We start from the raw sequence: 12,616 nt of genomic DNA, 5'->3' as shown, positions 1-12,616 counted from the left end.
GAGACAATTCCGATGGAGATATGCCCATGAGCGATGCCACCCCCGCCTTCGACTTCAGCCAGTTCGTCCCTGGCTTCGATTTCCTGAAGAACCTCGCGGCCGGCGCCGCCGCGCCCGGCCCGGGCGCGGGCTCGGTGCCCGGACTGCCCAGCCTGTCGAGCTGGGTCGCGCCGACGCTCAGCGTCGAGGAGGTCGACAAGCGCATCCAGGAGCTCAAGACCGTGCAGTACTGGCTGGAACAGAATGGCCACGCGCTCAAGGCCACCATCCAGGCGCTGGAGGTCCAGAAGATGACGCTCTCCACGCTGCGCGGCATGAACGTGCGGATGGAGGACCTGGCCAACGCCTTCACCCGACATGCCCAGACGGCGACCGCCGCCGTGATGCCCGCGTCCGTGCCGGCACCCGCCGCGTCCTCCGCGTCTGCCATGTCTCCCGCACCAACGGCGGCGCCGGCGCCAGCCACGCCGATGGCGTCGTTCTTCGGTCGCATGACCGGCGCATCGGCCGCCGAGCCGGTTTCCGACGACGACGGCGATGGCGACGCGGCCTCGGCCGAGAGCGCCGGGGACGGCGCGCAGCCGGTCGATGCGCCGGATGCACCGGACATGGCCGGATCGAAGGCCGGCGTGGTCGATCCGCTGCAGTGGTGGGGCGCGCTCACGCAGCAGTTCCAGCAGATCGCCGAATCGGCGATGAAGGACGCCGCGCAGATCCAGATGCCGCAGATGCCCCAGATGCCGGACCTGTCGGGTGCGGCCGACAAGCCGGCGAAGACCGCGCGATCCAGGCGCTCCACGACGGCCACCGGGTCGACCCAGCGCGCGCCGGCCGGTGCTGCGCGGACCCGGGTGGCGTCCGCCCCGGCGGCCCGGTCCGCCGGCACCGCGCGTGACACCCCCACCGCCGGCCGCAAGACGGACGGCGCCCGCTCCACCCGCGCCGCCGCCAAGACCGCGCCACGCAAGTCCGCCGCCGCCCCCGCATCCGCGCGTCGATCGCGCGGCTGACCGTGCCGCGCATCGGCCGCCTTCCTCCACCGCCACCCGGCTTTCCACGGACCCGCCGCGCATGAAGCTTTTCCCCACCGGCCACGCCACCCATCCGCAATGGCGCATGGCCGCCGGCCTCGTCCTCGCGCAGCTGCGCGCGCAGATGGCGCTGGCCGACTATGCCCAGGCGCCGACGCTGGGCCTGCTCTACATCACCGATCACTACGCCGCCGATGCGCAGGAGATCCTCGACCACCTCGGCGCCGAGCTGCCCGAGATCACCGACTGGTCGGGGACCGTGGGGGTGGGCGTGGCCGCCAACAACGCCGAGTATTTCGACGAGCCGGCGCTGACCCTGATGCTGTGCGCGCTGCCGAGCGACCAGTACCGCGTGTTCTCCGGCGTCGCCCCGCTGGGCAATTCCGAGATGGCCGGCTTCGAGGCCCACACCGCGCTCGTGCATGCGGATCCGGCCACGCCCGAACTGGCCGAGCTGGTCGGCGAGATGGCCGCGCGCACGGACACCGGCTACCTGTTCGGCGGCCTGTCCTCCAGCCGCGGCGACACCCTGCAGTTCGCCATCGGCGGCAACGGCAACATCCGCGGCCATGGCGCGGCTGGCGGGGTGTTCTCCGGCGGGCTCTCGGGCGTGGTGTTCGGCGACCAGGTGCGCGTGATCTCGCGCGTGACGCAGGGCTGCCAGCCGGTCTCGCGCGAACGCACCATCACCGAGGCCGACGGCAATCTGCTGCTCACGCTCGATGGCGAACCCGCATTGGACGTGCTGCTGGCCGACCTGCGCGTCAGCCTCGAGGAACCGCAGCAGGCGGTCGACGCCGTACGCGCGACATTGGCGGGCCTGGTCGACGCCGGCAGCGACGGCATCCGCCGCACCGGCGACCTGGGCGCCGACGTGCTGGTGCGCCACATCATCGGTCTCGATCCGAAGCGGCACGGCGTCGCCATCGCCAACGTCGCCGAGGCCGGCATGCGCCTGAGCTTCGTGCGCCGCAGCCCGCAGGCCGCGCGGGCCGACCTGATGCGCATCTGCGCCGAGATCCGGGAGGAGCTCGAACCCGAGGAACAGACCCTGGCGACCGCGCGCGCCGTCGCCGCTGGCGAGGCCGAGGCGGCACCGCATCCGGCGCGGCGCATCGCGGGCGCGGTCTACGTGAGCTGTTCCGGACGTGGCGGACCGCATTTCGGTGCGCCCAATGCCGAGATGCAGATCGTGCGCCATGCGCTGGGCGACGTCCCTCTGGTCGGTTTCTTCGCCGCCGGCGAGATCGCGCGACATCATATTTATGGCTACACGGGCGTTCTGACGGTGTTCGTCGGCGACTGAAGGCGTTGGAGCGGCGGGCAGAATCCAGCGGTTGTCAATGCCGTTGCCGGACCGTCCCATGCTCCGGAACGCCGTGCCCATGATGCCGTCCGCCCCGTCCTCCGCCACCTCCAATCCCCTCCCCACTTCCACCTCGCCCGGCATCGGTCCACAGGACGTGCCCGGCGCATCGGAGGAAGCCGGCGGGTCGTCGCATGCGAGCCAGTTCGGGCTGCTGCGCCAACGACGCTTCGCCCCGTTCTTCTGGACCCAGTTCGCCGGCGCGGCCAACGACAACCTGTTCAAGTTCGCGTTCACCGTGATGGTGACCTATCAGCTCCACCTCTCGTGGATGCAACCCGCCATGGCGGGCCTGGTCATCGGCGCCCTGTTCATCCTGCCCTTCCTGCTGTTTTCCGCCACCGCCGGCCAGCTCGCCGACAAATACGACAAGACGCGCCTGATGCATCGCGTCAAGGACCTGGAGATCGTGGTCATGGCCCTGGCGGCCTGGGGCTTCCTGCGGGCCGATGCGGTGCTGCTGCTGGGCTGCGTGTTCCTGATGGGACTGCACTCGGCACTCTTCGGGCCGGTCAAGTTCGCCTACCTGCCGCAGATGCTCGGGCCGCGCGAGCTCACCGGAGGCAATGGCATGGTGGAGATGGGCACCTTCGTCGCCATCCTGCTCGGCCAGGTGGCGGGGGGCCTGCTGGTGGCGCTGCCGCAGGTCGGGCACGCCGCCGTGGCGGTGGCATGCGTGCTGCTGGCGCTGGCCGGCCGCGCCGTGGCGCAGCTCGTCCCGCGCACCGCGGCGACCGATCCCGCACTGGTGATCAACTGGAATCCGTTCGTCGAGACCTGGCGCAACCTGGCGCTCGCGCGTGCCAACGTGGTGGTGTTCCGCTCGCTGCTGGGCATCTCCTGGATGTGGTTCTTCGGCGCGGTCTTCCTGAGCCAGTTCCCCAGTTTCGCGAAGGACGTCCTGCATGGCGACGAGCGTGTCGCCTCGCTGCTGCTGGTGCTGTTCTCGCTGGGCATCGGAGCCGGCGCGCTGCTGTGCGAGACACTGGGCCGCCGGCAGGTGGAGATCGGTCTGGTGCCGCTCGGCGCCATCGGCATGAGCGTGTTCGCGATCGATCTCTACCTCGCCTCGCGGGGCCTGCCATCGACCGGCGCGTTCGGCCTGCGCACCTTCGTGGCCGAGCCCGCGCACTGGCGCGTGATGGCCGACCTGGTGCTGTTGTCGCTGTCCGCGGGGCTCTACAGCGTGCCGATGTACGCACTGATCCAGTTGCGCAGCCTGCCGACGCACCGGGCCCGCGTCATCGCGGCCAACAACATCCTCAACGCGCTGTTCATGATCGCCAGCGCGCTGATCGCCGGCGCGCTGCTCGGCGCGGGCTTCGGCATCGCGCAGGTGTTCCTGTTCACCGGCGTCGCCAACGCGGTGGTGGCCTTCTACATCTTCATGCTGGTGCCCGAGTACCTGCTTCGCTTCGTGTCGTGGGTGGCGTCGCGCCTGGTCTACCGCTTCCGCATCCGTGGCGCGCAGCACATCCCGGCGCAGGGGCCGGCCGTGCTGGTGTGCAACCACGTGAGCTTCGTCGACGCGGTGCTGCTGATGGCCGCGAGCCCACGACCGGTGCGCTTCGTCATGGACCATCGCATCTTCAACGTGCCGGTGCTGGGAGCGCTGTTCCGGCTGGCCAAGGCCATCCCGGTGGCCGCGCGCAAGGACGATGCCGAGGCCTACGAGAATGCCTTCCTCCAGGCCGCGCGGGTGCTGCGCGACGGCGACCTGCTGGCCATCTTCCCGGAAGGCGCCATCACGTCCGATGGCACCCTGCAGCCCTTCAGGAACGGGGTGATGAAGATCCTGGCGACGGCGCGTGCCGACGGCCTGGAGGTGCCCGTGATCCCGATGGCGCTCACTCACCTGTGGGGTTCGTACTTCAGCCGCATCGAGGTGCGTGGTGGCCGGAACGTGGCCATGGTGAAACCCTTCCGGCGCGGTTTCTTCAGCCGGGTCGGACTCCACGTCGGGGCGCCCGTGCGGGCCGACGACGTGCAACCGGAATCGTTGCGGGCGTGCGTGAGCGGCCTGCTCTCGACATGACCAGCAAGGATCGATAGGTTTGGGGAATTCTCTGCAAAACATGTGGGGCCGCGTGCCCGTCGGTGCCTGGCGGGCCCTGACGTGGCTCGGCGACAGCGGATTGCTGCTGCCGGTCGCGGTGTTCATCGCATTGGTGCTGTTGCGTGTCGGCCATGGCCTGCGCCGCCCGGCGCTGACGTGGTGCCTGGTGTTCGGGCTGTGCGGGCTGGCCGTCATGGTGTCGAAGCTGGCCTTCATGGGCTGGGGAATCGGCAGCGCGCGCCTCAACTTCACGGGCTTCAGCGGCCATACGGCCATCGGCACCGCCCTGTGGCCGGTCGCATTGTGGCTGCTGGCGACGGCCTGGCAGCGGCGTCATCCGCCGCCGATCCTGGCGACCCGGACGGGTCTCGCGCCACCCGGGCCGGCCGGTCTCGGCGGCAGTGGACGACTGCGGCTGGCCGCCGCGCTGACCGGCCTCATGCTGGGTGCGGCCATCGGCATCTCGCGTCTCGCTCTGCGTGCCCACTCGCTCTCGGAGGTGGCGACGGGCTTCCTGCTCGGAGCCGTCACGAGCACGGTGTTCCTGGTCGTCGCGTGGCGCCAGACGCGGCCACCGCGCGCGCACCCGGCGCTGCTGCTGATCCTGCTGGTTCCGCTGGCGTTCTTCGGGCCGGATGCGCCGGCGCCCACGCATCAGCTGCTCGAACGCATCGCGACGCGCATGGCGGGCATCGACCGGCCGTTCAGGCGCATGGACCTGTTCGGTCCCGAGCGCGGTGGCGTGCGGGGCCTCGACGCGCCGGTTTCGGGACCGGCGCGTCGACCCTAGGTGCGCTAGCTCGTCGAGAGTGACCGCATCGATCCCGACATTGACAACCAGGGAGGTAGTGATCGATGAGCAAGTCTTTGCGTCTTTCGGAGAAGTGGTTTCGGCGGGGCCTGTGGCTGGTGGCCCTGGTCTTCGCCGGGTTCCTGATCGGCCTGGGGAGCACCCTGGTGGGCGACCTGCCGCAGGTCGAGCATCAGCGCAAGCTCGACGATTTCGTCGACGCCGCCGCCGCCGCGCCGCTGCGCCGGACCCTCCACGACACCGAGGCCACCCTGGAGCGCGTGGCGCGCGAGCAGGAACAGGCCGAGCTCGCCCACGACGCTGCCGCCCAGGCCAGCAGCAATGCGCGCGAGACCTTCGGCAACTGGCTGGCGACGCGGCGCGCCACCGCGCTGCCCGCGCAGGATGCCGAACTCGTCGAGCGCACCCGTGCCCTCGATGCGCTCAAGGGCGCCGAGGACGAGGCGCAGCGGCGCGTCCAGGCGGCGCGCCAGCTCGCGCTGGATGCGCGACAGGCCCAGGAGGCCGCCCGGAGCGACCTCGAGGTGCTGGAGCGGGTGGCCCAGAAGAAGCTCGACGAGGAATTGCGCCGCGTCGAGCTGCGCGTGTTCGGCTACCGGCTCGCGCTGACGCTGCCGCTGCTGGCCATCGCGGGCTGGCTGTTCGTCCGTCAGCGCCGTGGCACCTACTGGCCCTTCGCATGGGGCTTCATCTTCTTCGCGCTGTTCGTCTTCTTCGTCGAACTGGTGCCCTATCTGCCGAGCTACGGCGGCTACGTGCGCTACGTGGTGGGGATCGTGGTCACGGGCCTGGTCGGGCGCTATGCCATCGTGGCGCTCAACCGCTACCTGGAACGCCAGCGCCTGGCCGAGACCCGGCCCGAGGTGGTGCGGCGCGAGGCCTTGAGCTACGACACGGCGCTGGTGCGGTTGTCCCAGGGTGTGTGTCCGGGCTGCGAACGCCCGGTCGACCTGAAGAACCCGGCGATCGATTTCTGCCCGCACTGCGGCATCGGCCTGCACGACCATTGCCGGGCCTGCGCCACGCGCAAGAGCGCCTTCTCGAAGTTCTGCCATGCCTGCGGCGCCGCCGCCCAGGCTGCGCCGCCGCGGGAGGAGGGCGTCAGACCCCTCGCGCCCGGTCCTGCCTGAACCGCAGGCGGAAGTCGGCGAAGCTGCCGGCATCGAGCGCGCCGCGGATCTCGCGCATCAGGTTGAGGTAGTAGTGCAGGTTGTGGATGGTGGTGAGCATCGGTCCGAGCATCTCGCCGCAGCGGTCCAGGTGATGCAGATAGGCGCGGCTGAAGCCATCGCGGCCACCCTCGGCCCAGCTGACGCCGGATGCGCCGGCGCAGGCGTGGCAGGTGCAGCTCGGATCGATCGGCTGCGGATCGGTCTTGTGGCGGGCATTGCGCATCTTCAGGTCGCCGAAGCGCGTGAACAGCGTGCCGTTGCGCGCGTTGCGGGTGGGCATCACGCAGTCGAACATGTCGACGCCATCGGCCACGCCCTGCACCAGGTCCTCGGGCGTGCCCACGCCCATCAGGTAGCGCGGCTTGTGCGCCGGCAGGCGGTGCGGCGTGTGCGCCATGATGCGCAGCATCTCGTCCTTGGGCTCGCCCACGCTGACGCCGCCGATGGCATAGCCAGGGAAGTCCATCTCGACCAGTTGGGCCAGCGATTCGTCGCGCAGGTGCTCGAACATGCCGCCCTGGACGATGCCGAACAGCGCGTTGCGGTTCTCCAGCCGTGCGAATTCGGCCTGGCAGCGCTTCGCCCAGCGCAGGCTCAGTTCCATCGACGTGCGCGCCTCGGCCTCGGTGGTGATGTGGCCGGCCGTGTCGTAGGGCGTGCATTCGTCGAACTGCATGACGATGTCGCTGTCGAGGATGGTCTGGATCTGCATCGAGACCTCGGGCGTCAGGAACAGCTTGTCGCCATTGACGGGCGAGGCGAACTTCACCCCTTCCTCGCTGATCTTGCGCATGGCGCCCAGCGACCAGACCTGGAACCCGCCCGAGTCGGTGAGGATGGGCTTGTTCCACTTCTCGAACGCGTGCAGGCCGCCGAAGCCGGCCATGACGTCGAGGCCGGGACGCATCCAGAGATGGAAGGTGTTGCCCAGGATGATCTGGGCGCCCATCTCCTCGAGCGACCGCGGCATCACGCCCTTGACGGTGCCATAGGTGCCCACGGGCATGAAGATCGGCGTCTGCACCACGCCGTGGTTGAGCGTGAGGGTGCCGCGCCGGGCATGGCTGGTGGGGTCGGTGGCGAGAAGGTCGAAATGCAGCATGGTCGTCTCAGGAGGTGCGTTCCAGCAGCATGGCATCGCCATAGCTGAAGAACCAGTAGCGATGGGCGATCGCGTGGGCATAGAGCGCCATCACGCGCTCGTAACCGGCCAGGGCGCTCACCAGCATCATCAGCGTGCTCTTGGGCAGGTGGAAGTTGGTCAGCAGCAGGTCGACATGGCAAAACGCGAAGCCCGGCGTGATGAAGATGCGGGTGTCGCCCGTGGCCTGACCGCTCGCCGCCCACGACTCCAGCGTGCGCACGGTGGTGGTGCCGACGGCGACGACGCGGCCGCCACGGGCGCGACATTCGGCGATGGCGTCCTGCGTGGCGGGCGGCACGTCGTAGCGCTCGGCATGCATCGTGTGCTCGGCGATGTTCTCGGTCTTCACCGGCTGGAAGGTGCCCGCGCCCACGTGCAGCGTGACGTTGGCGCGTTGCACGCCGCGTGCCTCCAGCCGCGCCAGCAGGGCCTCGTCGAAATGCAGTGCGGCGGTGGGGGCGGCCACGGCGCCGGGCACGCGCGCGAACACGGTCTGGTAGCGGCGCTCGTCGTCGGCCGAGTCGGTGTGTTCGATGTAGGGTGGCAACGGCACGTGGCCGCAGCGCGCCATCAGCGCGTAGGCGTCCTCGCCTGCGCCACTGGCGAAGGCGAACCGGAACAGGGCGCCGTCCGGTGTCGGCCAGCGGCCCAGCAGCGTCGCCGTGAAGTCCCCGGCCATGCGCAGCACGGTGCCCACCGGCGGCTTCTTGCTGACCTTCATGTGGGCGACGACCTCGCCGTCGACGAGCACGCGTTCGACCAGCAGCTCGAGCTTGCCACCGGTGGGCTTCTCGCCGAAGAGGCGCGCCTTGACGACGCGGGTGTCGTTGAAGACCAGCAGGTCGCCCGCGCGCAGCAGGTCCGGGAGGTCGCGGAAGATGCGGTCGACCGGCGCGTCGTGGGTGCCGTCGAGCAGTCGCGAGGACGTGCGTTCGGCGGCGGGATGCTGCGCCACCAGTTCGGGCGGCAGGACGAAGTCGAAATCGGAAAGGGTGAAGTCGCGCATGGTGCTTGAGGGCCGGACGGGCCCGTGCCAAGAAGGCGGGGAAAACGATGAAAGACGAAACCTGCGATCCGGCTGGTTCGGGAGAGACGGAAAAAGCGCTCGGGATTCTCCCATGGCGGCAGAATCGGTCCATGCGCCCGCCCTCCGATTCCCCTCCGGCTTCCGCGCCGGCCCTCCCGCCGCAGGATCCGGATGCGCCGCCGCGCTTCGGCACCCGGCCGCAGCAGGTGCTGGTCACCGGCGGGACCGGTTTCATCGGGCGCCGGCTCATCGCCGCCCTGCGTGCCGACGGCCACATGGTGAGCGTGTGGACGCGCGATCCGCGCGCCGCCGCCGCGCGCTTCGAGCCGGCCGTGCGCTGCGTGGCGCGGCTGGAGGACCTGCCGGCGGCGCCGGGCATCGACGTCGTCGTCAACCTGGCGGGCGCGCCCATCGTGGGGGCGCGCTGGAGCGAGCGTCGCAAGGCCGAGCTGCTGCGCAGCCGCGAAGGCCTGACGAACACGCTGGTGGCCTGGATGGGCTCGCTGCCGAAGCCGCCGTGGCTGCTGATCTCGGGCTCGGCGATCGGCTACTACGGTGTCCAGCGGCAGGGCGATCCGACGGTACTGACCGAGTCGAGTCCGCCCCAGGCGATCTTCATGTCGCGCCTGTGCCAGCGCTGGGAAGCCGCCGCCGGCGAAGCGAGCCGGCTCGGTGTGCAGGTGGCCCTCACGCGGCTGGGTTTCGTGCTCGGCCACGGGGGCTCGCTGCCCCGGCTGCTGCTGCCGGTGCGCCTGGGCCTGGGCGGACCCCTGGGCGGCGGCCGCCAGACCTTGTCCTGGGTGCACGTGGAGGACGTGGTGCGCGGCATGGCGCACGTGTGGAGCCTGGCCGCCGCTCAGACCGGTCCCGTGGCACCGCAGGCCTACAACTTCACGGCGCCCGGGGCCGTGTCGCAGGGCGAGTTCATGCGCACCGCCACGGTCGTGTTGCGGCGGCCGTTCTGGCTGCCGACGCCGGCCCTGCCGATGCGGCTCGCCCTCGGCGAGCAGGCCGACGTCCTGCTGGAAGGCCAGCGCGTCGCGCCGGCCCGGCTGCTGCAGACCGGCTTCCGCTTCCGCTTCCCGGACGTGCGTGGCGCCTTGCGGGATCTCTGCTGAACGTGCCGCGTACCTCCGCTCTGTCCCGCGCGCCGGCCCCGACCGAAGCTCCGGTCGCTTCCGCCCCGGGGGTCGTGGCTCCTGCCGCGCGACCGACCCCGCCCGGCACCGGTCTGAGCCCGGCGCAGCGCGCGCTGCGCAAGCTCGGCCTGGTGCGCGACATCGACTTCGCGCTCTACCTGCCGATGCGCTACGAGGACGAGACGCGCATCGTCCGCCTGGCCGACGTGCACGACGGCGACATGGCGCAGATCGAGGCCGTGGTCACGCACAGCGAGGTCAGCTGGCGGCCGCGCCGGCAGCTGATCGTCATGGTGGACGACGGCAGCGACACCTGCCAGCTGCGCTTCTTCAACTTCTATCCGTCGATGCAGGCCCAGCTCGCCGTCGGCGCCCGGGTGCGGGTGCGCGGCGAGGTGCGTGGCGGTTTCCTGGGGCGGCAGATGATGCATCCGGCCGTGAAGGCGGCCGGCACCGAACTGCCCCTGGCGCTCACGCCGGTCTATCCGACGGTGGCCGGCCTGGCGCAACCGATGCTGCGGCGCGAAGTGCGCGCCGGCCTGGCACGCGCCCGGCTCGACGAGACGGTGCCGGCCGAGGCGGCGCTGGAGGGGGCGTGGGACCTGCGCCAGGCCCTGCACTTCCTGCACTATCCGACACCCGACGTCTCCATTGCGGCGCTGGAGGACCGCAGCCATCCGGCCTGGCAGCGCCTGAAGGCCGAGGAGCTGTTGGCCCAGCAGCTTTCGCAGATGCAGGCCCGGCGCGAGCGGGCGGCGCAGCGCGCGCCGGTGCTGGCACCTTCGACGGCTCCGGAGTCCCTGCATGCGCGATTGCTGGACGTGCTGCCGTTCGGCCTGACCGGAGCGCAGCGCCGCGTCGGCGCCGAGATCACGACCGACCTGGCGCGCGAGGTGCCGATGCACCGGCTGCTGCAAGGCGATGTCGGCTCCGGCAAGACGGTGGTGGCGGCGTTGGCGGCGGCGCGCGCCATCGACGCGGGCTTCCAGTGCGCATTGATGGCGCCGACCGAGATCCTGGCCGCCCAGCATTTCGGCAAGCTGGTCGGTTGGCTGGATCCGCTGCTGGCCGCGCGCGGCCAGCGCGTCGCCTGGCTCACCGGCAGCCAGAAGAAGAAGGAGCGCGACCACATGTCGGCCGCCGTCGAGTGCGGCGAGGCGGCCCTGGTGATCGGCACCCACGCGGTGATCTCCGAGAAGACGCGCTTCCACCGCCTGGGACTGGCGATCATCGACGAGCAGCACCGCTTCGGTGTCGCCCAGCGTCTGGCCCTGCGCGGCAAGGCGGCGCTCGAACCCGCGCCGGGCCGGGCTGCGGGCGATGCCGTCACCGCGCTGGAGCCGCATCTGCTGATGATGAGCGCGACCCCGATCCCGCGCACGCTGGCGATGAGCTACTACGCCGATCTCGATGTCTCCACGCTCGACGAACTGCCGCCCGGGCGCACGCCCATCGTCACCAAGCTGGTGGCCGAGCACCGCCGCGACGAGGTCATCGGCCGTATCCGCTCGCAGCTCGCCCAGGGCCGGCAGGTCTACTGGGTGTGTCCGCTGATCGAGGAGAGCGAGGCCGTCGATCTGCGCAACGCCACCGAGACGCGCGACGAACTCGCCGAGATGCTCGGCGCCGGCGTCGAGGTGGGCCTGCTGCACTCGCGCATGCCCACGGTCGATAAGCAGGAGGTCATGGCGCGCTTCACCGTCAACACCATCCAGGTGCTGGTGAGCACCACCGTGATCGAGGTCGGCGTGGATGTGCCCAATGCCTCCCTGATGGTGATCGAGCATGCGGAGCGCTTCGGGCTGTCGCAGCTCCATCAGCTGCGTGGGCGCGTCGGGCGTGGCGCGGTGGCATCTGCCTGCGTGCTGCTCTATGCGCCCAACGAGGCCGGCCGCGTCGGCGAGACGGCACGCGCGCGTCTCAAGGCGATGGCCGAGACCGGCGACGGCTTCGAGATCGCCCGGCGCGACCTGGAGATCCGCGGACCCGGCGAATTCCTGGGTGCCAAGCAGTCCGGGGCACCGCTGCTGCGCTTCGCCGACCTCGACGAGGACGCGCTGCTGCTCGACTGGGCACGCGAACTGGCGCCCCGGATGCTCGATCGCCATCCCGACCTGGCCCGACGCCACGTCGAGCGCTGGCTCGGCGGCAAATCGCAGTACCTCAAGGCCTGAGGCGACGGATCGCCGGGCTCAGCCGGGCCTGCGCGCCGCGGCCAGCAGCAGTCCGAAGCCGATCATCATGGTGCCGCTGGCACGGTTGAACCAGCGCATTGCCCGGCCGCCCCGGGCCAGCTTGCGCATCCGCGCGCCGAGCAGCGCATACAGCGCGATCGCGATCGTCTCCAGCGCCAGGAAGGTCGCGCCCAGCAGCAGGTAGCTCAAGGCATAGGCGTCGGGCGCGACGAACTGGGGCAGGAAGGCGGTGAAGATCAGGATCGCCTTCGGATTGCCGATGGCGACGGTGAACTCCTGCCGGGCCAGGGCCATGCGTGATGGCGCCGCCGCCAGGTCCGCGAGGTCGTCGTCGCCCAGGGCCGCCGCCGGTGCCCGCAGCAGACGAACGCCGATCCACACCAAGTAGGCCGCGCCCAGCCACTTGATGGCATTGAAGGCGATCTCGGAGGCCGCCAGCACGGCGCCCATGCCGATCCCGGCGATGGCGATCATGAGCGCGAAGGCGACCAGCCGACCACTCGCCGCCAGCACCGCGACCCGCACGCCATGCCGGGCGCCGTGGGTGACCGACAGCAGATTGTTGGGACCGAAGGCCATGTTCAGTGCGAAACAGGCCGGCAGGAAGAGCAGATAGGCGGACGATGTCATGGCGGGTCGACGAGGATGGAGGGAGGCGGGCGGCGCCGATAGGCG

Annotated in this window: 10 protein-coding genes; 7 read left to right on the top strand and 3 right to left on the bottom strand. The window is 70.7% G+C overall.

Translation table 11 applies throughout. The annotated features are described in order from the left end of the window. Positions 1–26: 26 nt before the first annotated feature. The 5 genes from AC1MLT_RS11395 (at position 27) to AC1MLT_RS11375 (ending at position 6,394) form a co-directional block, all read left to right on the top strand. Positions 27–1,010: a PhaM family polyhydroxyalkanoate granule multifunctional regulatory protein gene (locus tag AC1MLT_RS11395; protein ID WP_481032346.1), complete on the top strand. Its 984-nt coding sequence runs from the start codon at positions 27–29 to the stop codon at positions 1,008–1,010. 61 nt (positions 1,011–1,071) lie between these two features. Further along, positions 1,072–2,337 (top strand): FIST signal transduction protein, encoded by a 1,266-nt coding sequence (locus AC1MLT_RS11390; protein ID WP_481032345.1) that lies wholly within the window; start codon positions 1,072–1,074, stop codon positions 2,335–2,337. 82 nt (positions 2,338–2,419) lie between these two features. Beyond that, a complete protein-coding gene (locus tag AC1MLT_RS11385; protein ID WP_481034984.1) occupies positions 2,420–4,432 on the top strand; it encodes an MFS transporter in 2,013 nt (670 codons plus the stop codon). 52 nt (positions 4,433–4,484) lie between these two features. Next, positions 4,485–5,243: a phosphatase PAP2 family protein gene (locus AC1MLT_RS11380; RefSeq protein WP_481032344.1), complete on the top strand. Its 759-nt coding sequence runs from the start codon at positions 4,485–4,487 to the stop codon at positions 5,241–5,243. A 65-nt stretch (positions 5,244–5,308) separates the two neighbouring features. Further along, positions 5,309–6,394 (top strand): serine endopeptidase, encoded by a 1,086-nt coding sequence (locus AC1MLT_RS11375; protein ID WP_481032343.1) that lies wholly within the window; start codon positions 5,309–5,311, stop codon positions 6,392–6,394. On the opposite strand, the gene tgt is transcribed toward AC1MLT_RS11375, so the two are convergent. Both tgt and queA read right to left on the bottom strand, forming a co-directional pair. Continuing rightward, positions 6,366–7,538, bottom strand: a complete 1,173-nt coding sequence (tgt, locus tag AC1MLT_RS11370) for a tRNA guanosine(34) transglycosylase Tgt (protein WP_481032342.1) — start codon at positions 7,536–7,538, stop codon at positions 6,366–6,368. The two genes, AC1MLT_RS11375 and tgt, sit on opposite strands and share 29 nt — an antisense overlap. Positions 7,539–7,545: 7 nt before the next feature. Continuing rightward, positions 7,546–8,586 (bottom strand): tRNA preQ1(34) S-adenosylmethionine ribosyltransferase-isomerase QueA, encoded by a 1,041-nt coding sequence (gene queA, locus AC1MLT_RS11365; RefSeq protein WP_481032341.1) that lies wholly within the window; start codon positions 8,584–8,586, stop codon positions 7,546–7,548. Between the two features lie 131 nt (positions 8,587–8,717). Between queA and AC1MLT_RS11360 the strand changes: the two genes are divergently transcribed. Together AC1MLT_RS11360 and recG are read left to right on the top strand one after the other, a co-directional pair. After that, positions 8,718–9,725, top strand: coding sequence for a TIGR01777 family oxidoreductase (locus AC1MLT_RS11360; protein WP_481032340.1), 1,008 nt, complete (start codon positions 8,718–8,720; stop codon positions 9,723–9,725). Between the two features lie 74 nt (positions 9,726–9,799). Then, on the top strand, positions 9,800–11,920 hold the full coding sequence (gene recG / locus AC1MLT_RS11355; protein WP_481032339.1) for an ATP-dependent DNA helicase RecG: 2,121 nt from the start codon (positions 9,800–9,802) through the stop codon (positions 11,918–11,920). Between the two features lie 18 nt (positions 11,921–11,938). Here recG and AC1MLT_RS11350 read toward each other — a convergent pair whose 3' ends face one another. Continuing rightward, the gene (locus AC1MLT_RS11350) at positions 11,939–12,571 is read right to left on the bottom strand and encodes a LysE family translocator (protein WP_481032338.1); all 633 of its coding nucleotides are present in this window, start codon (positions 12,569–12,571) and stop codon (positions 11,939–11,941) included. Positions 12,572–12,616 lie beyond the last annotated feature (45 nt).

Source organism: Variovorax sp. PEI5, assembly GCF_056679935.1.
Note: the sequence above shows the minus strand (reverse complement) of the source record. Positions and strands in the feature narration are given on the sequence as shown.

Bases quoted from the DNA above. Each gene is read 5' to 3' on its own strand.
- AC1MLT_RS11395 (WP_481032346.1), top strand. From the start codon at position 27: ATGAGCGATGCCACCCCCGCCTTCGACTTCAGCCAGTTCGTCCCTGGC.
- AC1MLT_RS11390 (WP_481032345.1), top strand. From the start codon at position 1,072: ATGAAGCTTTTCCCCACCGGCCACGCCACCCATCCGCAATGGCGCATG.
- AC1MLT_RS11385 (WP_481034984.1), top strand. From the start codon at position 2,420: ATGCCGTCCGCCCCGTCCTCCGCCACCTCCAATCCCCTCCCCACTTCC.
- AC1MLT_RS11375 (WP_481032343.1), top strand. From the start codon at position 5,309: ATGAGCAAGTCTTTGCGTCTTTCGGAGAAGTGGTTTCGGCGGGGCCTG.
- tgt (WP_481032342.1), bottom strand. From the start codon at position 7,538: ATGCTGCATTTCGACCTTCTCGCCACCGACCCCACCAGCCATGCCCGG.
- queA (WP_481032341.1), bottom strand. From the start codon at position 8,586: ATGCGCGACTTCACCCTTTCCGATTTCGACTTCGTCCTGCCGCCCGAA.
- AC1MLT_RS11360 (WP_481032340.1), top strand. From the start codon at position 8,718: ATGCGCCCGCCCTCCGATTCCCCTCCGGCTTCCGCGCCGGCCCTCCCG.
- AC1MLT_RS11350 (WP_481032338.1), bottom strand. From the start codon at position 12,571: ATGACATCGTCCGCCTATCTGCTCTTCCTGCCGGCCTGTTTCGCACTG.